We start from the raw sequence: 19306 nt of genomic DNA, 5'->3' as shown, positions 1-19306 counted from the left end.
GAGGCAAGACCGACTAACTGGCTCCTCGGCGGCCCGGCCGGCCGCCGAACCTGAAAGGAAGCAAGATGACCACGACCAAGACCGACGCCGAGTGGCGTGACCAACTCTCCGACATCGAATACCGCGTGGCGCGGGAAGCCGCGACCGAGCGTCCGTTCACGGGCCGCTACTGGGACCACTGGAACCGGGGCATCTACCATTGCGTGGGCTGCGGCACGCCGCTGTTCGAGTCGTCCACCAAGTTCGATGCCGGCTGCGGCTGGCCGAGCTACTTCCGCCCGATCAACGGCGAAGTCATCGCCGAGCACGTGGACCACACTCACGGCATGACGCGCGTCGAAGTCCGGTGCAAGGAATGCGACAGCCATCTGGGCCACGTTTTCGAGGACGGCCCGGCCCCGACCGGTTTGCGCTATTGCATCAACTCGGCTGCGTTAAAATTCGACGATCGGGATCCGGCCGACCGCGGGTGACGCCGCCGTTACACCGGACGCCAGCATCGATCCGTATCCCGGATCACACGCGGGCCCTCGGGCCCGCCAACCAGACCTCGTCCGCATGAAATTTCTTTTCGACCTGTTCCCGGTCATCCTGTTCTTCATCGCCTTCAAGCTGTTCGGCATCTATCCGGCCACGGCGGCGGCCATCGTCGCCACGGTCCTGCAGATTGCGTGGGTGCGCTTCCGGCACGGCAAGGTGGAGCCGATGCAATGGGTCAGCCTGGTCATCATCGGCGTGTTCGGCGGCGCCACCATCCTGCTGCACAACGAGACCTTTATCAAATGGAAGCCCACGGTGCTGTACTGGCTGTTCGCCGTGACGCTGATCGGCTCGGTGGTCGGCTGGCGCAAGAACCTGGTCCGCGCCATGATGGAAAAGCAGGTCACCCTTCCGGATGCGACGTGGAGCCGCCTGAACGCCGCCTGGGCCGCCTTCTTCGCGGCAATGGGCGTCGTGAACCTGTACGTGGCCTATCAGTTTTCCACCGACACCTGGGTCAACTTCAAGCTGTTCGGCAGCATGGGCCTGATGGTCGTCTTCATCGTGGTCCAGAGCATCTGGCTGTCGCGCCACATCCAGGAAACCCCGTCCGAGTAACGGACCCACCCCAACGAAGGAACCCGGATGGCAGCCGATCCCGCCACCATCGAGGCGCTGCTGCGCGCGGCCCTCGCCCCCTCCCGCCTTGCCGTGCGCGATGACAGCGCGGCCCATGCCGGCCATGCCGGCGCGGCGTCCGGCGGAGGCCACTACGATGTCACGATCGTGAGCGAGCAGTTTGCGGGGCACTCCCGCGTAACGCGTCACCGCATGGTGTATGATGCGCTGCGCGCGCTGTTCCCCTCGCAGATTCACGCGCTGGCAGTGAGCGCATATACCGACCAAGAATATCAATCCCGCGAAGCATCACGCGACGCTACCCGCAACTCTCAGACCTGATTCCATGAAGACCACCGTCCTCTCGTTCAGCCTGGCGGCTGTGCTTGCTGCTGGCAGCCTGCCTGCAATCGCCCAGAACGCCGCCGTTGTGAATGGCAAGCCCATCCCCTCGGCCAAGCTGGACAAGCTGATCGCCGGCACCGGCCAGCCCGCTAGCCCGGAGCTGCGCGACCGTGCCCGCACCATGCTGATCGACCGGGAACTGCTGCTGCAAGAAGCCGGCAAGCGCGGCATCACCCAGCGTGACGACGTGCAGGAACAACTGGAACAGGCCAAGCTGAACGTGCTGGCGGGCGCCGTGTTCGAGGACTACGTGCGGACCCACGGTGCCAGCGACGACGAACTGCGCAAGCAGTACGAGAAGATCAAGTCGCAGTTCGGCAACGGCAAGGAATACCACGCCCGCCACATCCTGGTGGAAAAGGAAGCCGACGCCAAGGCGCTGATCGCCAAGATCAAGGGCGGCGCCAAGTTCGAGGACGTCGCCAAGGCGTCGTCGAAGGACACGGGCTCCGCGACCAACGGCGGCGACCTGGACTGGGCCAACAGCAGCAGCTACGTGCCGGAATTCTCGGCCGCGATGACCGGCCTGAAGAAGGGCCAGATGACCGACACCCCGGTCAAGACCCAGTTTGGCTGGCACATCATCGAACTGGTGGATACGCGCGACGCCAAGATCCCCTCGTTCGAGGAAGTGAAGCCCCAGCTCCAGCAGATGCTGATGGGCGACCAGGGCTGGCAACGCGAGCAGTTCCAGGCGATGATGAAGTCGCTCAAGGACAAGGCCAAGATCCAGTAAGGACCTTCGCACTGCCCCAAGAAAAAACCGGCGCTTCGGCGCTGGTTTTCTTTTTGGGACGCGGCACCGGAGGGTCCCAGATCACCGGGTTAAGCGCGCTAAGGCACACTTTGGTGACATCTTTCCATTTCCGCTGGTCGGGCCCATCGGTAAAATCCGAATTCTGGTTGTTTGGTGCCGGTCGCCGGGAATGACCCGTGCGCCGCGCCGCCAGAACACAACAGAGGGCAATGCGACGATGGGCGTAACGAGCGGCTACTGGCACATGTGGCACCTCTATTCCAGCGGCATCATTTACTGCGCGCTGGGCATGCCCAATATCGAGTGCACCGGCATGCGCTGGCGCCACCTCCACCCCTACGTGCCTACGCGCGACCGCTACGCGCAGTCCAAGCTGCTGCAGGCCACGATCGCCTACATGGAGATCCACGGCGAGATCGACGTGCCGCCCGATTCGGACCGCATGCGGCTGCTCTATTCGCGATACCTGCCCTGGAGTGCCCGACTGTATATGCCGTCGATGACGCCCCCCGATGCGGGCACACCCGGAGACCCCGAGTCCCCCGACGGGGCAGATGGCAGCGGTGGAGCCGGCGGGGCAGCGCCTGCCGCGGTGGCGTAGGCTCGCCTGCAAGACTGCCGCATCTGCTCCCCGCCTTTCCCCCTTCCCCTATACAGCTCTCCGCACCCCAAACAATAAGGCCCGCTTACGCGGGCCTTATTGCTACTGCGGCGAGTCGAACCTGGCGGTTATCCCACCCACTTCCGCGCATTGCGGAACATGCGCATCCACGGGCTGTCACCCTCGGCCGCTTGCTTCCAGGCATCCGGCGCCCAGCTCATGGTCGCGGCACGGAACACGCGCTCCGGGTGCGGCATCAGCACGGTGAAGCGGCCGTCCACGGTCGTCACCGACGTGATGCCTTCCGGCGAACCGTTCGGATTCAGCGGATAGGTCTGCGTTGCCACGCCCTGGTTGTCGACGAAGCGCAGCGCCACCTTGGCAGCGTTGATGTCACCCTGCTGGGAAAAGTCGGCAAACCCTTCGCCGTGTGCCACGACGATCGGAATACGGCTGCCTTCCATGCCGGCAAAGAAGATCGACGACGACTGTTGCACTTCCACCGTGACGAAGCGCGCCTCGTACTGCTCCGACTGGTTGCGCGTGAACTTGGGCCACGCATTGGCACCCGGGATGATCGGGGCCAGGTTGCTCATCATCTGGCAGCCGTTGCAAACGCCCAGCGCAAAGGTGTCCTGACGGTTGAAGAACGCCGCGAACTGCTCGGCCATCTGCGCGTTGAACAGGATCGTCTTGGCCCAGCCTTCACCGGCACCCAGCACGTCGCCGTAGCTGAAGCCACCGCAGGCCACGAAGCCGCTGAAGTCCGCCAGGTTGGCGCGGCCGGCGATCAGGTCGCTCATATGCACGTCGTGCGCGTCAAAGCCGGCGCGATCCATGCTGTACGCCATCTCGATCTGCGAGTTGACGCCCTGCTCGCGCAGGATGGCCACACGCGGGCGGGCGCCGGTGGCGATGAACGGCGCGGCGATGTCTTCGGCCGTATCGAACGTGAGCACCGGGCGAATGCCGGGGTCGCTGGCATCCAGCAGGCGATCGTATTCGCTGTCCGCGCAGGCCGGGTTGTCGCGCAGGCGCGCGATGCGCCAGCTGACTTCGGTCCAGTTGCGTTGCAGCTCGGCGCGCGCGGCACCGAACACCTTCTTGGCGTCGCGATAGATCTCGACCTGGTCGGACGCATTGGGCTTGCCGATCACATGGCTGCAGGCCGACAGGCCCGCTTCGCGCAGCACGCCGAACACGGTGTCGCGCTCGTCCAGGCGCACCTGGATCACCGCGCCAAGCTCTTCCGAGAACAGCGCGCGCAGCGTCTGGTCGTTGCGACGCTCGGCCACCTGCTGCGCCCAGTTCTTGGCGTCGCCGTAGTCCTGCTCCTGGCCCGGGTCCAGCGCGAGCATATCCACGTTCAGCGACACGCCGCAGTGGCCGGCAAACGCCATCTCGGCCACGGCCGCGAGGAAGCCGCCATCCGAGCGGTCGTGATAGGCCAGCAGCTTGCCCTCGCGGTTCAGGCGCTGGATCACGTTGAAGAAATTCTTCAGGTCTTCGGCGCTGTCCACGTCCGGCGCGCTGTCGCCCACCTGCTGCGTGACCTGCGCCAGGATGCTGCCACCCATGCGATTCTTGCCACGACCCAGGTCGATGGCGATCAGCACGCTGTCACCCAGGTCCGTGCGCAGTTGCGGCGTCAGCGTCCGGTTGACGTCATCCACGGCGGCAAACGCCGAGATGATCAGTGACACCGGCGCCACCACTTCCTTGTCGCCCTCGGCATCCGACCACTTGGTGCGCATGGACAGCGAATCCTTGCCCACCGGGATGCTGATGCCCAGTGCCGGGCACAGCTCCATGCCGACCGCGTGCACGGTGTCGTACAGCCTGGCATCCTCGCCGGCGACGCCGCACGCGGCCATCCAGTTGGCCGACAGCTTGACCTTGCCCAGGTCCTTGACCGGCGCGGCGGCCAGGTTGGTCAGCGCCTCGCCGATCGCCATGCGCCCGGACGCCGGGGCGTCGATCACGGCCAGCGGCGTGCGCTCGCCCATCGTCATCGCTTCGCCGGCATTGCCCTTGTAGTCGAGCGTGGTCACGGCCACGTCCGCCACCGGCACCTGCCATGGGCCAACCATCTGGTCGCGGGCATTCATGCCGCCAACGGTACGGTCGCCGATCGTGATCAGGAACGACTTGCTGGCGACGGTCGGGTGCCGCAGCACATCCTTGACCGCCTGCTCCAGCGCAATTCCGGTCACGTCTACGGCCGGCAGTTCCTGCGCCACGCGCGTCACGTCACGGTGCATGCGCGGCGGCTTGCCGAGCAGCACATCCATCGGCATGTCGACCGCGTAGTGCGCCTTGAGCGACGCGTCCACGTGCGCATCCACTAGTTGCAGCTGCTTTTCTTCCGTGGCCACGCCGACCACGGCAAACGGCGCGCGCTCGCGCTCGCACATCGCCTGGAACTGGGCAAAGCTGTTCGGGCCGATCGCCAGCACATAGCGCTCCTGCGACTCGTTGCACCAGATTTCCGCCGGGGACAGGCCCGACTCTTCCAGATGCACCTGGCGCAGGTCGAAGCGCGCACCGCGGTCGGCGCCGTCCACCAGTTCCGGGAATGCATTCGAGATACCGCCCGCGCCCACATCGTGGATCGACAGGATCGGGTTCTCATCGCCCAGTTGCCAGCACGCGTTGATGACTTCCTGCGCGCGGCGCTCCATTTCGGGGTTGCCGCGCTGGACCGAATCGAAGTCCAGATCGGCCGTGTTGGTGCCGGTGGCCATCGAGCTGGCGGCGCCGCCGCCCATGCCGATGCGCATGCCCGGGCCGCCCAGCTGGATCAGCAGCGTGCCGGCCGGCAGCGGGTCCTTGTGCGTGTGGCCGCCGTCGATGTTGCCGATACCGCCGGCAATCATGATGGGCTTGTGATAGCCGCGTACGGTGCCGCCCACGTTCTGCTCGTAGACGCGGAAGTAGCCGCCCAGGTTGGCGCGGCCGAATTCGTTGTTGAACGCGGCGCCGCCGAGCGGGCCTTCGATCATGATCTGCAGCGGCGAGGCGATGCGGTCCGGCTTGCCGGTCACGCCGGCCTTGTCGTCCGGATTGCGATGGGCCATCGGCTGGGCCGCGTCGCGCGCGTTCTCCCAGGATTCGACGGCGTCCGGCAGCATCAGGTTGGACACCGTGAAGCCGGTCAAGCCCGCCTTCGGCTTGGCGCCGCGGCCGGTGGCACCTTCGTCGCGGATCTCGCCGCCGGCGCCGGTGGAGGCCCCCGGGAACGGCGAAATGGCGGTCGGGTGGTTGTGGGTTTCCACCTTCATCAGGGTGTGGGTCAGCGCCTCGTGGCGGCCGTACTTCTGGTCCGCGCCACGCGGGAACCAGCGCTCGGCCACATCGCCTTCCATCACGGCGGAGTTGTCCGAATATGCCACGATCGAACCCTGCGGGTTCAGCTGGTGCGTATTGCGGATCATGGCGAACAGCGACTTGTCCTGGTTCACGCCATCGATGGTCCAGGTGGCGTTGAAGATCTTGTGGCGGCAGTGTTCGCTGTTGGCCTGCGCGAACATCATCAGCTCGACGTCGGTCGGGTTGCGGCCGAGCTTGCCATAGGCGTCCAGCAGGTAGTCGATTTCGTCCTCGGACAGCGCCAGGCCCATCGCCGTGTTGGCCTCGGCCAGCGCGGCGCGGCCACCCGCGATGTCGATGAACTGCAGCGGCTTGGCCGGCAGTTCCTGGAACAGGCCGGCGGCGTCCTCGCGCGTGGCGACCACGGTCTCGGTCATGCGGTCGAACAGATGCGCGGCAACGGCGGCGCGCACATCGGCGCCCAGCGTCTTGCGGCCGCGCAGCAGGCCCTTCTTGCAGATCACGGTGATCTCGACGCCGCGCTCGATGCGATGCACGTGGTTGAGGCCGCAGTTATGGGCGATGTCGGTCGCCTTGCTGGCCCAGGGCGAGATCGTGCCGAAACGCGGGATCACGACAAAGCGGTCGCCATCGGTCTGGGCGGTGAACGGCGCGCCATAGGTCAGCAACGCAGCGATGCGCGACTGGTCCTCGGCGGACAACGGGGTGTCGGTGTCGACAAAATGCAGGAACTGGCCGTGCACCGATTCAATATCGGCGTCGATCTGTTGAAGCGCGGCAAGCAGCCGTTGCTGACGGAAGGCGGAAAGCGCCAAAGCGCCGGGGAAGCATGAGAAATGCGCCATGATCGTAGCGGTCGGGAGGCGAAGGGAGGTCGGGGCAGGCGGCCGCCGACATCGCTGGATGGGGTGCCGGCTGGCGGAAAACCGCTATTGTACCTTGCCGGCGACCGCTTTTTGCATTGCGCAATGGGATGGAATCGGACACGGGCGTCGTGTCCGGCCTTCCGTGCGGGTTATGCGCGCAATCTTTGGGCGCGGCACCGTTTTGGTGCCCTATAAAGCACTTCGGTTTGGCGCGTCCGGAACAACGCGTTGCGGCACCCAGGTGACGCCGAACCCACACTGAAAAGAGGACAGCGCACCGGGCCGGTCAGAGCGACGTCGCCGACCGCGCGGCCTGCTCGTACAGGCCAGTCAGCACCCGTAGCAGCCGCGCCAGCTCGCCAATCTCCAGATTTTCCTCGCTGCCCTCGGTGAAATTGCTGGTCAGGCACTGCTCGCGGATCTCGCGATAGCGCGCGCAAGCCTCGGTACCGGCCTGGGTGGTCGCATAGGTGGCTTCCTTGCCCACCCGCTCGCCCGCCACGAGCCCCAGGCCCGCCAGCTTCTTGAGCGCGTACGTCACCAGGTGGGTGTCCTCCACGTTCAGCACGAAGCAGATATCGGCCAGCCGCTTGGCGCGGCCACGGTGGTTCACATGGTGCAGCACCAGCACATCGAGGAAGGTCAGGTCGCGCACTCCCGCCGCGCCCATGCAGCGCACGACCCAGCGGCTGTAGGCGTTGTAAGCCGTGTTCAACCCGAACTCGAACTCGGACAGTTCCGGGCTGCGCACGGACACCAGATGCGACGAGGACACGATGTTGACGCCCGCAGCACGGGCCAGCGAAGGGGCCGGCAATGAGGCTGACGACGGGGCTGGGGCGTGGGGGGCGGTCGATGCAGGCACGGCACCGGACGGGATCTGGACTGGCTTGCGTGCCATGCGAAAAGTCTCCTGTTCCTGGATATCAATGACCCGATTCGCGCGGCAAACGCCGGCGTGGCGCGGATGGCGATAGGTGAAAGCCCGAAGCGCCACCGGGCAATTTTGGCTTGACAGTTTATTGGCAAATTATGAGCATGAACACTTTAATTCACACAGGCAATGGGTGAAAGCGGCCTCATGTTGCGGCGCCTTTTCCCGTCTCCCGCCTGCGCACCCGCGACATGCTGCCTGACCTCGACACCCTGCACGCCGCCCTGCGCGCCGGCACCACCTGCCGCACCGACCTGATCGCCCAGGCCGCCGCCGCGGCCGCCAGCCCGGCCGGCAACGCGGTTTTCCTGCACCCGACCTTCGACGCCGCCAGCCAGGTGGCCCGCGCCGCCGATGCCGCAGCGCGCGCAGGCAAGCCGCTGCATCCGCTGGCGGGCCTGCCGGTGTCGATCAAGGACTTGTTCGATGTGGCCGGCGAGGTCACCCGCGCCGGCTCCGCCGCGCGGCAGGATGCAGTGCCTGCCGCCGCCGACGCCACCGTGGTCGCCCGCCTGCGCGATGCGGGCGCGGCACTGGTCGGCCGCACCAACATGACCGAGTTCGCGTTCTCGGGCGTTGGCATCAATCCCCATTTCGGCACACCGGTGAATCCGTGCGGCACGGCCGTCGCACGCATCCCGGGCGGATCGTCATCCGGCGCGGCGGTTTCCGTGGCAATCGGTGCCGCCGTGGCGGCTCTGGGCAGCGATACAGGCGGGTCGATCCGCATTCCAGCCGCACTGTGCGGCATCACCGGCTTCAAGCCCACGGCACGCCGTGTACCGCTTGCCGGGGCTTTCCCGCTGTCCTATACGCTGGACACCGCCTGCGCCATGGCTCGCACCTTGTCGGATTGCATCGCCGTCGACAGCGTGATCGCCGATGCGCCCGTCATCCCGCGCGTGACGGCGGCCGGGGCGATCCGGCTGGCGATCCCGCGCCAGTTGCTACTGGACGATCTGGACGACGCCGTCGCGCGGGCCTTCGACCGCGCCATCGGCCGGCTGTCCGCCGCGGGCGTACGGATCGAACATGTGGACCTGCCGGAGCTGAACGAACTGGCGGGCCTCAACGCGGCCGGCGGTTTTTCCGCGCCGGAGGCGTATGCCCACCATCGCGCGCTGATGGCCACGCATCGGGACCAGTACGATCCGCGCGTGCTGGCGCGTATCGAACGCGGTGCCGCGATGAGCGCCGCGGACTACATCGCCCTGCACCGTGCGCGGCTCGACTGGATCGCCCGCATGGAAGCCCGCCTGGCATCGTTTGACGCCGTGGTCTGCCCCACGGTACCGATGGTCGCGCCCGCCATCGCGCCGCTCGTTGGTGACGATGCGCTGTTCTTCCGCACCAATGGCCTGCTCTTGCGCAATACCTCTGCATTCAATTTTCTCGATGGCTGCTCGGTCTCGATGCCGTGCCACGCGCCCGGCGAACTGCCGGTCGGCCTGATGCTGTCCCACGGCCCGATGCGCGACGCGCAGTTGCTGGGCACGGCCCTTGCATTGGAAGCCATCGTCCAACCTTCACAGCGCGGCGGCTGAGCCACCGCCACGCCCGTGATCGCGGCTGCCACGCATGTCTCAAACATCTGAGACATGTGCAGCGGCCTCCAGGTAGTCCCAAACCCGCGCAGTCGGGCAGGCGCCCTTGCGCAACACCAGGAGAGATCGAGATGCGAGTCAAGGCAATGGCAGTCGCGGCGGCGGGCATGCTGCTGGTCGCCACGGCGGCACGGGCGGAAACCAAGTGGGACCTGCCCACGGGATATCCGGCCACCAACCTCCACACGGAAAACCTGCAGCAGATGGCCAATGACGTCGAAAAGGCCACCGGCGGCAAGCTCAAGATCGTGCTGCACCCCAATGGCTCGCTGCTGAAGGCCAACGAGATCAAGCGCGGCGTGCAGACCGGCCAGGTGCAGATGGGCGAAATCCTAATGTCGACGCTGGCCAACGAGAACCCCGTGTTTGGCGTCGATGCCGTGCCGTTCCTGGCCACCAGCTACGGCGATTCGTACAAGCTCTGGCAGGCCTCGAAGCCCGTCACGGACAAGGTGCTGGACCGCCAGGGTATGAAGCTGCTCTACGCGGTGGCCTGGCCGCCGCAAGGCATCTACGCCAACAAGCCGCTCAACAGCGCCACCGACATGAAGGGCCTGAAGTGGCGCGCCTATAACCCCGCCACCTCCAAGATCGCCGAACTGGTCAGCGCGCAGCCGGTGACGATCCAGGCCGCCGACCTGGCGCAGGCGCTGGCCACGGGCACCGTCAACTCGTTCATGTCCTCAGGCGCCACCGGTGTGGACACCAAGGTATGGGAGTCCGTGAAGTACTTCTACACCGTGGATGCCTGGCTGCCGAAGAACATGCTGGTGGTCAGCAAGAAGGCCTTCGCCGCGCTCGACAAGCCCACGCAGGACGCGCTGCTCAAGGCCGTGGCCGATGCCGAGAAGCGCGGCTGGCAAGTTTCCGAGCAGAAGACCCGCGAGTACCTGGCCACGCTGTCCAAGAACGGCATGTCGGTGGCGCCGCCCTCCCCGCAACTGAAGACCGATATGCAGAAGGTTGGCCAGGTCATGGTGGACGAATGGGCGAAGAGCGCGGGCGACGACGGCAAGGCGATCCTCGACGCGTACAGGAAGTAAACCTGTCCGCGGCCTGTCCGCAGCCTGCACGCCGCATCTCTCCGCACCGCGCACGCGGACGGCCACGGCCGTCTGCGTGCCGGGAAGCCCCGCCCTTTTCATTTCTTGGCTGTACGTAGCCCCCCAGAGGCACCATGGAAGCCCCCACCCCTCGCAAGCGCTGGCTGGACCACCTGCTCGATGTCTGCGCCGTGCTCGGCGCGCTTTGCATCCTCGCCGTCTGCATCGTGATGATTGCGATGTCGATCTCGCGCGAAACCAATATGACCTTCAAGGGCGGCGATGACATCGTCGCGTGGCTGTGCGCCGCGTCCGCCTTCCTGATTCTCGGCCAGACCTTCCAGCACGGCGGCATCGTCCGCGTGGAGATGCTGCTGGAAGCCGTGGGCCCGAAGCGCCGCTGGGTGCTGGAAGTCCTCTCGCTCACCATCTGCCTGGTGTTCTCCGGCTATGCCGCCTGGGCGCTCGGCACCTTCGCATGGCAGAGCTGGGACATCGGCGATGTGTCGCAGGGCCAGATCGTCATCCCGCTGTGGATTCCGCAGAGCTTCGCGGTGATTGGCGCCCTGGGATTCCTGCTGGCCGTCGCTGATGAATGGCTGCGCGTGGTGCGCCGGCAGAAGCCCCGCTACCAGTTGGCGCAGGAAGCCAAGCTGGCCTCCGGTGATTTTGGGGAGACCGTCTGATGAGCACCGTACTCGTTGCCCTGATCCTGCTGGTGGTGATGATCATCTTCCTGGCGGTCGGCGCCTGGATTCCCGTGGCCATCGCCGTGACCTCGTGGGCCGGGCTGGTGATCTTCTCCGACCACGATGCGCTAGTGAACCTGGCCAACGCGTGGTGGTCGTCGAGCGCATCCTATACGCTCGCGTCGCTGCCGCTTTTTGTCTGGATGGGCGAGATCCTGTTCCGGACCAAGCTGTCCGAGCAGATGTTCAACGGCCTGTCGCCCTGGCTCAACTGGCTGCCTGGCCGGCTGATGCACGTGAACATCCTCGGCTGCGGCATCTTCGGCTCGGTGTCGGGGTCGTCGGCCGCCACGTGCGCGACCATCGCCAAATCCGCCCTGCCCGAACTCACGCGGCGCGGCTACGACGAGCGCATCACGCTCGGGTCGCTCTCCACGGCCGGCACGCTCGGCATCCTGATTCCGCCGTCGATCACCATGGTGGTCTATGCGGTCTCGGCCGATGTATCGATCATTCGCGTGTTCCTGGCCGGCTTCCTGCCGGGCCTGCTGCTGATGCTACTGTTCTCGGGCTATATCGTGGTCTGGGCGCTGATGAATCCGGAAAAGACGCCGGCTGCGGAAACCTATGGCTGGCGCGCGCGGCTGGCATCCATCCGCCAGCTCATGCCCTGCATCATCCTGATCGCGTTCATCACCTGGATCATGATGGCCGGCTACTCCACCGCCACGGAGGCCGCGGCCTACGGCGTGGTGGCGTCGCTCGCGCTGGCCTGGGCCGGCGGCTCGCTCACGCGCAAGGCATTCTGGGAAAGCCTGATGTCGGCCACGCGACTGACCGCGATGATCATGTTCGTGCTGGGCGCCACCTCGTTCCTGTCCGTGACGATGAGCTTTACCGGCATCCCGCGCGCATTGGCCGAATGGGTGGCGGCGCTGCACCTGTCGCCCTGGTCGCTGATCGCGGTGCTGACCATCATCTACATCCTGCTCGGCACGGCGCTCGACGGCATCTCGATGATCGCGCTGACCACGGCCACGGTCCTGCCGATGGTGCAGGCGGCCGGCTTCGATCTGGTATGGTTCGGCATCTTCATCGTCCTGCTGGTGGAGATCGCCGAAGTCACGCCGCCGGTCGGCTTTAACCTGTTCGTGCTACAAAGCATGACCGGGAAGGACAGCAACTACATCGCCAGAGTGTCATTGCCGTTCTTCATGATGATGGTGGTCGCCATCGGCATCATCACCGTGTGGCCCACCGTGGTCACCTGGCTGCCGGACGTGGTGATGGCGAAGGAACTTAAATAGAGACAGCGGCGCGCCAACGAGCGCGCCGCAAACAGGCGGTACGTGGCCGAGAGGCAGACGGAAATACGGGATACGGGGATCGGGGATCGGGGATCGGGACGGCAGGCCAGAGGGGGTCATCCACAGGAAACACCACCAAGATGCACGTCATCGTCATCGGCGCCGGCGCAATCGGCGTCTGCTCCGCCTGGTACCTGCGCCAGGCGGGCTTCGAAGTCACCGTACTGGACCGGCGCGGCGCGCCCGCGCAGGAAGCCAGCTTCGGCAACGCAGGCGTCATCGCGCCCGGCTATGTCACGCCCTGGGCGGCCCCGGGCATGCCCCGCAAGATTCTTCACGCGCTGTTCCAGCGCGAGTCGCCGGTGCTGTTCCGCCCCAGCGCGGACCCCGCGATGTGGCGGTGGATCGCCCGCTGGCTGCGCGAATGCCATCCCGAGCGCTACCGCGCCAACAAGCTGCGCATGCAGCGCGTGGCCTTCTACAGCCGCGAATGCATGCACCGGTTGCGCGCGGAACTCGAGATCGAGTACGAGCAGTCGCGCGGCTACCTACAACTGTTCCGCACGCAGCAGGACGTTGACATGGCCGCGCCCGCGCTGGCGTTGCTGCGCGAGAACAATGTGCCCCACCGGCTGATCGATGCCGGCGCTTGCCGCCAGCTTGAGCCGGGACTCGCCGACGATACGGCGCTGGCCGGCGGACTCCACCTGCCGGAGGACGAGTCGGGCAACTGCCCGATGTTCGTACGTCGCCTGCACCAGCTTGCCGATGCAGCCGGCGTGAAGTTCCGCTTCGAAACCAGCGTGGCCCGCCTGCGCGCCGGCAAGGAGGATGGCCTGACGGTGGAACTTGCCGCGCCAGGCCGTGGCGCCACGGCGGAAACGCTGAGCGCGGACCGTGTGCTGATGGCCGCCGGCGTCGGCAGCGCGGCGCTGCTGCGCCCGCTGGGGTTGCGCGTGCCGCTGTACCCGGTCAAGGGCTACTCCGCGACGGTGATGGTCCGCGACGAACTGCAGGCCCCCCTTGGGGCGCTGATGGACGAGTCGTTCAAGGTGGCCATCACGCGCATGGGCAACCGGCTGCGTGTGGCCGGAACGGCGGAACTGGGCTCGCGCCGGCTGGACCTGCGGCCGGCCGCCCTGCGCACGCTGATCAGGGTGGCGCGCGACTGGTTTCCCGTGGCCGGCCACTACAACGAAGCCACGCTCTGGGCCGGCGCCCGGCCGATGCTGCCCGACGGACCGCCGCTGATCGGGGCGACCAGCGTGCCGGGCCTGTTCCTGAACCTTGGCCACGGCTCGACGGGCTGGGCGATGAGTTGCGGATCGGGCAAAATTGCGGCCGACCAGATCGCCGCCAGCGCGGGACAGGGTGATGGGCCTGCCATCGACATGGAAGGCCTGACCCCGGCGCGCTACGGGCTAGCGCCTGACTGACCCCGACATGAACGCCACCGCCTCTTCGTCCCCTTCGTCCCCTGCATCCCCTGCACCGCGACCCGCCACACCCACCGAGCCCGCATGGCTGCCACTCGACGCGACCGGCGCCGACGCGACCCCGCTCCACGATGTGGCTACGATCCGTCGGATCGAGCAGGCCGGACTGGCGGCATTGCCCCCCTTCACGCTGATGGCCCGCGCCGGCGCGGCCGCCGCCGACTGGGTGGCACAGCACGTGCCGGCAGGACGCATCCTCTTCCTGGCCGGACCGGGCAACAATGGCGGCGATGCACTGGTCGCGGCCACGCGGCTGCACCAGGCCGGCCGCCAGGTGGAAGCGTGGCTGACCGCCGAGCCGGACCGCCTGCCCGCCGATGCGGCACGGGCCTGGCTGGAGGCGCGCACGGCCGGTGTTCCCTTGATGTCCTTGCCGCCGGACGCCAACACGACGCTGCCGCCCTGGCCCACTGCATGTACAGCAATCGTCGACGGACTGCTTGGCATCGGCCTGAACCGCGCAGCGGACGGCGCCGTCGCCCGCTGGATCGACCATCTGAACGCCTCCGGGCTGCCGGTATTCGCACTCGACATCCCAAGCGGCCTTTTTGCCGATACCGGCGCCGGGCAGCCCGCCGTGCGCGCCCGGCGCACGCTGACCTTCCTGGCCGCCAAGCCCGGCCTGCTGACGCTGGATGGTCGCGACTGCGCGGGCGAGATCGACATCGCGCCGCTCGGTCTGCCCTATCCGCCGACGGAAGCGGCCGTGGCCTGCGTCAACCAGCCAGTCGGTTTCGTGCAGGCATTGCCGGCGCGACAGCACGCCGCGAACAAAGGCCATTTCGGGTCGCTGGCCGTGATCGGCGGCAGTCTTGGCATGACCGGGGCGCCGCTGCTCGGCGCGCGCGCGGGCCTCTATCTCGGCGCGGGCCGCGTGCATGTGGGTTTCCTCGCCCAGCCCGCGCCCGTGATCGACCCGGTGCACCCGGAGCTGATGCTGCATCCGGTGGCGGAGATCGCCTTCGATGCGATGACCGCGGTTGTGGCCGGCCCTGGCATGGGTACCGGCGCGGCCGCGCGCAAGCAACTGGGCCAGTTGATCGACGCGTGCGCCAATGCGGCCTCGCCGCCGTCGCTGGTGATCGATGCCGACGCGCTCAACTTGCTGGCGTCGGACGCCGCGCTGGCGCAGGCGTTGCGCGATAGCGGGCTCGCCCATGTGATGACCCCGCATCCGCTCGAAGCCGCCCGCCTGATGGGCTGCGCCGTCGCGGAGATCCAGCGCGACCGGCTGGCGGCTGCCGCCGCGCTGGCCACGGCATGGCGGGCCACCATCGTGCTGAAGGGATCGGGCACCGTGATCGCCGATGCCGACGGCACGCCGATGGCGATCAACCCGACCGGCAATGCCGCGCTGGCGACGGCTGGCACGGGCGACGTGCTGGCTGGCATGATCGGCGCCTTCCTCGCACAGGGCATGCCCGTGCCAGCGGCCGCACGCGCGGCGGTGTGGATCCATGGCCGCGCGGCCGACCGACTCGTCGCAACCGGCACCGGCCCGGCCGGGATGACGGCCAGCGAGCTCTGCCTGCCTGCGCGCGAGGTGCTCAACACATTGCTGCGAGGCGCCGCGGCATGACCCAGGCCGCCTCGATCGTTACCACCGAAGATCCGCGCCGCCGCCTGCTTACCGGCATTGTGCTGCTGGTCATAGGCCAGTGGATCCTGAGCCTGCTTGACGCCACCGGCAAGACGCTGACGCAGCAGGGCCTGCCCGTGGTCGCCGTGGCGTGGGTGCGCTACCTCGGCCATGTGGCCGCGATTTTCCTGCTGCTGGGGCCGGCGCGATGGCAGCAGCAGTCGCGCCCCGCACAGCCGCGGCTGCAATGGTTGCGGGGCGGGCTGATGCTGGCATCGACGCTGGTCTTCTTCAGCGTGCTGCGGCTGATGCCGCTGGCGCAGGCCACCGCCCTCAACTTCTGCGCACCGCTGTTCGTGGTGGCGATGTCGCCATGGCTGCTGGGCGAGCGTCCCGGCCCGCACGCGCGCTGGACGCGCTGGATCGGCGTGGGCATCGGTTTTGCGGGCATGCTTGTGGTGGTACGGCCGGGTGGCGAACTGAGCCCGCTGGGCGTTGGCCTCGGCCTGTTGTCCGCGCTGCTGTTCGCGCTGCTGCAGATGCTGACGCGTCGCATCGCCGCCCATGACGCACCGATGACCACGCTGATCCAGAGTGGCGTGACCGGCGCGGCGCTGACCACGTTGCTCGTGCCCTTCTTCTGGTTCGAAGCCGTGCCGACGCTGCTGCAATGCGCGCTGCTGCTGTCCGCCGGGATCACGGGATCGCTCGGCCACTATTTTGTGATCCGTGCGTTCCAGTACGCCGACGCATCCTTCCTGAGTCCTTTCCTGTACTTGCAGATCCTCTCGGCCACCGCCGTCGGTTACTTCGCATTCGGACAATTGCCGGACTGGACCACAGCACTGGGCATCGCCGTGATCTGCGCCGGCGGTGTGTGCGTGGCAGGCGGCGAGCCCGTGCTGCGCGCCGTCGCCGCCCGGTTGCCCGCACGCGGCCGCCCGCGCACTTGAGCTCTCACGTCGGACAACGACCGATAGGGTTGGCGATCCGCGCCTGCTAAGGTGGTATGTGGCTGCCCGCCGGCAATCAGAAATGCTTACAAAAGCTGTGCGACTTCGCGCATTTGTCATCACACGCCGGCGGTATACTTGCCTTGGCCCGCTTGACGGGCCTTCGCCCCTGAACTACAGAAGACCGCATGCCGACTGACCTCCACGCCTGGGACGCCCTCCGCCAACACCTCGATGCCATTCGCGATACGCCGATGCGCGAGTGGTTTGCCGACGCCGACGCCGGGCGACGGGTCGAGGACTTCTCGCTGGAAGCCGCCGGCCTGTACCTGGACTACTCCAAGAACCGCATCACGTCCGAGACCTTCGCGCTGCTCATGAAGCTCGCCGAAGAAGCCGGCGTGAGCCAGCGCCGCGACGCCATGTTCGCGGGCGAGCATATCAACGCCACCGAGGACCGGGCCGCCCTGCATGTGGCCCTGCGCGCTCGGCCTGATGCGCCGTTCAAGGTTGATGGCGCGTCGGTCATGCCCGGCATTCACGACGTGCTGCGCCGGATGCGGGATTTCTGCGAACGCGTGCGCAGCGGCGCATGGACCGGATCGACGGGTCACGCCATCACCGATATCGTCAATATCGGCATCGGCGGTTCGGACCTGGGCCCGCGCATGGTCTGCCGCGCGCTGGCGCATCTGGCCGATCCCGCCGGCCCGCGCATGCATTTCGTTTCCAACGTGGACGGCACCGAGCTGGCCGAAACGCTGGTGCGCCTGGACCCGGCCCGTACGCTGGTGATCGTTTGCTCCAAGACGTTCACCACGCTCGAGACGATGGCCAACGCCTGCAGCGCGCGGGACTGGTTCCTGCGCAAGGGCGTGGCCGCGAGCCAGCTCGCACGGCATTTCGTGGCGGTATCGACCAATCGCGAAGCCGTGACCGACTTCGGCATCGATCCCGCCAATATGTTCGAATTCTGGGACTGGATCGGTGGCCGCTTCTCGCTGTGGTCGTCAGTGGGCCTCTCGATCGCGCTCGCCGTGGGGTTCGATGCGTTCGAGGACTTGCTGCTTGGCGCACGCGCCATGGACGAGCACTTCCGCACCGCCCCGCTGGCGCGCAACATGCCGGTGGTCATGGGCACGCTCGGCATCTGGTACCGCAACTTCCACGGCATGCCGACGAGCTGCATGGCGCCGTATTCGACGTCGCTCGAGCTGTTTCCCGCCTTCCTGCAGCAACTGGAAATGGAGAGCAACGGCAAGTCCGTGCAACTCGACGGCAAAGCCGTGCGCGCGCACACGTCGCCGGTGGTCTGGGGCACGGCCGGCACCAATGGACAACACGCCTACTTCCAGATGATTCACCAGGGCTCGCAGATCGTGCCGGTGGATTTCGTCGCGCCGCTGGTGCCGCCGCGCGAACTGCCCGGCCATCACGCCAAGCTGCTGGCCAACTGTTTTGCGCAAGGCGAGGCGCTGATGCGCGGCCGCAGCGTGGAAGAGCTCCGCGCCGCCGGCATCACGGACGAGGCGCGCATCCCGCACATGGTGTTCGATGGCAACCGGCCGAGCAACACCCTGCTGATGGAAGACCTGACGCCCCACGTACTCGGCGCCCTGATCGCGCTATACGAGCACCGCACGTTCGTGCAGGGCGTGGTGTGGAATATCAATTCGTTCGATCAATGGGGTGTGGAATTGGGCAAGATCCTGGCGCGCCCGATCGAGGCAGAACTCAATGGCAGCGCGACGGCTACCCACGACGCATCGACCCGCTCGCTGATCGCCCGCGCGCGGCGCGTGCTGTCGCGCGCCTGAGAGGTTGCCCAACGACGCCAGGATCTTTCTGAAACGATCTCTGAGCCGCTTTACACCTCGGTGCCCATCCATTCGTCGCTGGCCACCCGGCCGGCGTCGATGGTGAGGATGCGCGCGCAACGCGCCGCCACGGAGCGGTCATGCGTCACGAGTACCAGCGTCGATCCCGCGTCGCGGTTCAGTTCAAACATCAGCGCAATCACGGCTTCGCCGGTGGCGGTATCCAGGCTGCCCGTCGGCTCGTCCGCAAACAGGATATCCGGCCGCGCCACGAATGCCCGTGCCAGCGCCACGCGCTGCTGCTCGCCCCCCGAGAGCGTGCGTGGATAGTGCGACAGCCGCTTGCCCAGCCCCACGCGCTCCAGCATCTCGGCGGCGCGCTCGCGCACGCGGTCCGTCTCGCCGCGGAGTTCCAGCGGCAGCATCACATTCTCCAGCGCCGTCAGATGCCCCACCAGCTGGAACGACTGGAACACAAAGCCGACATGGCGGCCGCGCAGTGCGGCACGCTGGTCTTCATCCAGCGTGAACAGATCCTGCCCATGCAACCTGACCGCGCCGGTGCTCGGCAGATCCAGCCCGGCCAGCAGGCCCAGCAACGTGGACTTGCCCGATCCGGATGCGCCGACAATGGCCAGCGTTTCGCCAGGCGTGACGGAAAACGAGACGTCATGCAAAATCGTCAGCGAACCCGTCGTGTCGGCTACGGTCTTTCCGAGTGACTCGACAGCGAGAATGGAAGAAGACATGAGCAAGTGGATTGGATACGGTTGGCGCCACAAGGCGCTGGTGGCGTGCGGTGCGATACTGGCCACGGTAGCGCTGAC

The 19306-nt window shown here is 66.9% G+C and carries 16 protein-coding genes; 13 read left to right on the top strand and 3 right to left on the bottom strand.

Annotated elements, in window-relative coordinates; genetic code table 11:
• Positions 1-65: 65 nt before the first annotated feature.
• From msrB to AC1DOX_RS07275, 5 genes are all read left to right on the top strand, one after another.
• On the top strand, positions 66-473 hold the full coding sequence (gene msrB / locus AC1DOX_RS07295) for a peptide-methionine (R)-S-oxide reductase MsrB (RefSeq protein ID WP_441614436.1): 408 nt from the start codon (positions 66-68) through the stop codon (positions 471-473).
• A gap of 85 nt (positions 474-558) precedes the next feature.
• Positions 559-1098, top strand: a complete 540-nt coding sequence (locus AC1DOX_RS07290; protein ID WP_092133829.1) for a septation protein A — start codon at positions 559-561, stop codon at positions 1096-1098.
• Between the two features lie 27 nt (positions 1099-1125).
• On the top strand, positions 1126-1440 hold the full coding sequence (locus tag AC1DOX_RS07285) for a BolA family protein (protein ID WP_092133831.1): 315 nt from the start codon (positions 1126-1128) through the stop codon (positions 1438-1440).
• Between the two features lie 4 nt (positions 1441-1444).
• Positions 1445-2239, top strand: coding sequence for a peptidylprolyl isomerase (locus AC1DOX_RS07280; RefSeq protein ID WP_441614438.1), 795 nt, complete (start codon positions 1445-1447; stop codon positions 2237-2239).
• 190 nt (positions 2240-2429) lie between these two features.
• Positions 2430-2861 carry a hypothetical protein gene (locus tag AC1DOX_RS07275; protein ID WP_441614440.1) on the top strand — a complete coding sequence of 144 codons (432 nt, stop codon included), beginning with the start codon at positions 2430-2432 and terminating at the stop codon, positions 2859-2861.
• A gap of 128 nt (positions 2862-2989) precedes the next feature.
• Here AC1DOX_RS07275 and purL read toward each other — a convergent pair whose 3' ends face one another.
• Both purL and AC1DOX_RS07265 read right to left on the bottom strand, forming a co-directional pair.
• On the bottom strand, positions 2990-7036 hold the full coding sequence (gene purL, locus AC1DOX_RS07270; protein ID WP_441614442.1) for a phosphoribosylformylglycinamidine synthase: 4047 nt from the start codon (positions 7034-7036) through the stop codon (positions 2990-2992).
• Between the two features lie 307 nt (positions 7037-7343).
• The gene (locus AC1DOX_RS07265; RefSeq protein WP_441614444.1) at positions 7344-7958 is read right to left on the bottom strand and encodes a winged helix DNA-binding protein; all 615 of its coding nucleotides are present in this window, start codon (positions 7956-7958) and stop codon (positions 7344-7346) included.
• 224 nt (positions 7959-8182) lie between these two features.
• Between AC1DOX_RS07265 and AC1DOX_RS07260 the strand changes: the two genes are divergently transcribed.
• The 8 genes from AC1DOX_RS07260 to pgi all read left to right on the top strand — a co-directional run bounded on the left by AC1DOX_RS07260 (position 8183) and on the right by pgi (position 18479).
• Positions 8183-9535: an amidase gene (locus tag AC1DOX_RS07260; protein WP_477113998.1), complete on the top strand. Its 1353-nt coding sequence runs from the start codon at positions 8183-8185 to the stop codon at positions 9533-9535.
• 131 nt (positions 9536-9666) lie between these two features.
• Positions 9667-10638: a TRAP transporter substrate-binding protein gene (locus tag AC1DOX_RS07255; RefSeq protein ID WP_092133841.1), complete on the top strand. Its 972-nt coding sequence runs from the start codon at positions 9667-9669 to the stop codon at positions 10636-10638.
• A 134-nt stretch (positions 10639-10772) separates the two neighbouring features.
• Positions 10773-11324 carry a TRAP transporter small permease subunit gene (locus AC1DOX_RS07250; RefSeq protein ID WP_092133843.1) on the top strand — a complete coding sequence of 184 codons (552 nt, stop codon included), beginning with the start codon at positions 10773-10775 and terminating at the stop codon, positions 11322-11324.
• Positions 11324-12634 carry a TRAP transporter large permease gene (locus tag AC1DOX_RS07245; RefSeq protein WP_092133845.1) on the top strand — a complete coding sequence of 437 codons (1311 nt, stop codon included), beginning with the start codon at positions 11324-11326 and terminating at the stop codon, positions 12632-12634. The genes AC1DOX_RS07250 and AC1DOX_RS07245 overlap by 1 nt, the downstream gene beginning before the upstream one ends.
• A gap of 140 nt (positions 12635-12774) precedes the next feature.
• Positions 12775-14070, top strand: a complete 1296-nt coding sequence (locus AC1DOX_RS07240) for a D-amino acid dehydrogenase (RefSeq protein ID WP_441614449.1) — start codon at positions 12775-12777, stop codon at positions 14068-14070.
• Between the two features lie 7 nt (positions 14071-14077).
• Positions 14078-15709, top strand: a complete 1632-nt coding sequence (locus AC1DOX_RS07235) for an NAD(P)H-hydrate dehydratase (protein ID WP_441614451.1) — start codon at positions 14078-14080, stop codon at positions 15707-15709.
• Positions 15706-16662, top strand: coding sequence for a DMT family transporter (locus tag AC1DOX_RS07230; protein ID WP_441614453.1), 957 nt, complete (start codon positions 15706-15708; stop codon positions 16660-16662). Before AC1DOX_RS07235 ends, AC1DOX_RS07230 begins: the two co-directional genes overlap by 4 nt.
• A 188-nt stretch (positions 16663-16850) precedes the next feature.
• Positions 16851-18479 carry a glucose-6-phosphate isomerase gene (pgi, locus tag AC1DOX_RS07225; protein WP_441614455.1) on the top strand — a complete coding sequence of 543 codons (1629 nt, stop codon included), beginning with the start codon at positions 16851-16853 and terminating at the stop codon, positions 18477-18479.
• A 50-nt stretch (positions 18480-18529) separates the two neighbouring features.
• On the opposite strand, the gene AC1DOX_RS07220 is transcribed toward pgi, so the two are convergent.
• Entirely contained in the window at positions 18530-19228 is a 699-nt protein-coding gene (locus tag AC1DOX_RS07220) for an ABC transporter ATP-binding protein (RefSeq protein WP_092133855.1), read from the bottom strand.
• Positions 19229-19306: the final 78 nt, after the last annotated feature.

The organism is Cupriavidus sp. 01L415, assembly GCF_056400065.1.
This window is presented reverse-complemented; position numbering and strand designations above follow the sequence as displayed.

Bases quoted from the DNA above. Each gene is read 5' to 3' on its own strand.
- AC1DOX_RS07260 (WP_477113998.1), top strand. From the start codon at position 8,183: ATGCTGCCTGACCTCGACACCCTGCACGCCGCCCTGCGCGCCGGCACC.
- AC1DOX_RS07265 (WP_441614444.1), bottom strand. From the start codon at position 7,958: ATGGCACGCAAGCCAGTCCAGATCCCGTCCGGTGCCGTGCCTGCATCG.
- AC1DOX_RS07230 (WP_441614453.1), top strand. From the start codon at position 15,706: ATGACCCAGGCCGCCTCGATCGTTACCACCGAAGATCCGCGCCGCCGC.
- AC1DOX_RS07255 (WP_092133841.1), top strand. From the start codon at position 9,667: ATGCGAGTCAAGGCAATGGCAGTCGCGGCGGCGGGCATGCTGCTGGTC.
- AC1DOX_RS07290 (WP_092133829.1), top strand. From the start codon at position 559: ATGAAATTTCTTTTCGACCTGTTCCCGGTCATCCTGTTCTTCATCGCC.
- AC1DOX_RS07240 (WP_441614449.1), top strand. From the start codon at position 12,775: ATGCACGTCATCGTCATCGGCGCCGGCGCAATCGGCGTCTGCTCCGCC.
- AC1DOX_RS07280 (WP_441614438.1), top strand. From the start codon at position 1,445: ATGAAGACCACCGTCCTCTCGTTCAGCCTGGCGGCTGTGCTTGCTGCT.
- AC1DOX_RS07245 (WP_092133845.1), top strand. From the start codon at position 11,324: ATGAGCACCGTACTCGTTGCCCTGATCCTGCTGGTGGTGATGATCATC.
- AC1DOX_RS07275 (WP_441614440.1), top strand. From the start codon at position 2,430: ATGACCCGTGCGCCGCGCCGCCAGAACACAACAGAGGGCAATGCGACG.
- purL (WP_441614442.1), bottom strand. From the start codon at position 7,036: ATGGCGCATTTCTCATGCTTCCCCGGCGCTTTGGCGCTTTCCGCCTTC.
- pgi (WP_441614455.1), top strand. From the start codon at position 16,851: ATGCCGACTGACCTCCACGCCTGGGACGCCCTCCGCCAACACCTCGAT.
- AC1DOX_RS07285 (WP_092133831.1), top strand. From the start codon at position 1,126: ATGGCAGCCGATCCCGCCACCATCGAGGCGCTGCTGCGCGCGGCCCTC.
- AC1DOX_RS07220 (WP_092133855.1), bottom strand. From the start codon at position 19,228: ATGTCTTCTTCCATTCTCGCTGTCGAGTCACTCGGAAAGACCGTAGCC.
- AC1DOX_RS07250 (WP_092133843.1), top strand. From the start codon at position 10,773: ATGGAAGCCCCCACCCCTCGCAAGCGCTGGCTGGACCACCTGCTCGAT.
- AC1DOX_RS07235 (WP_441614451.1), top strand. From the start codon at position 14,078: ATGAACGCCACCGCCTCTTCGTCCCCTTCGTCCCCTGCATCCCCTGCA.
- msrB (WP_441614436.1), top strand. From the start codon at position 66: ATGACCACGACCAAGACCGACGCCGAGTGGCGTGACCAACTCTCCGAC.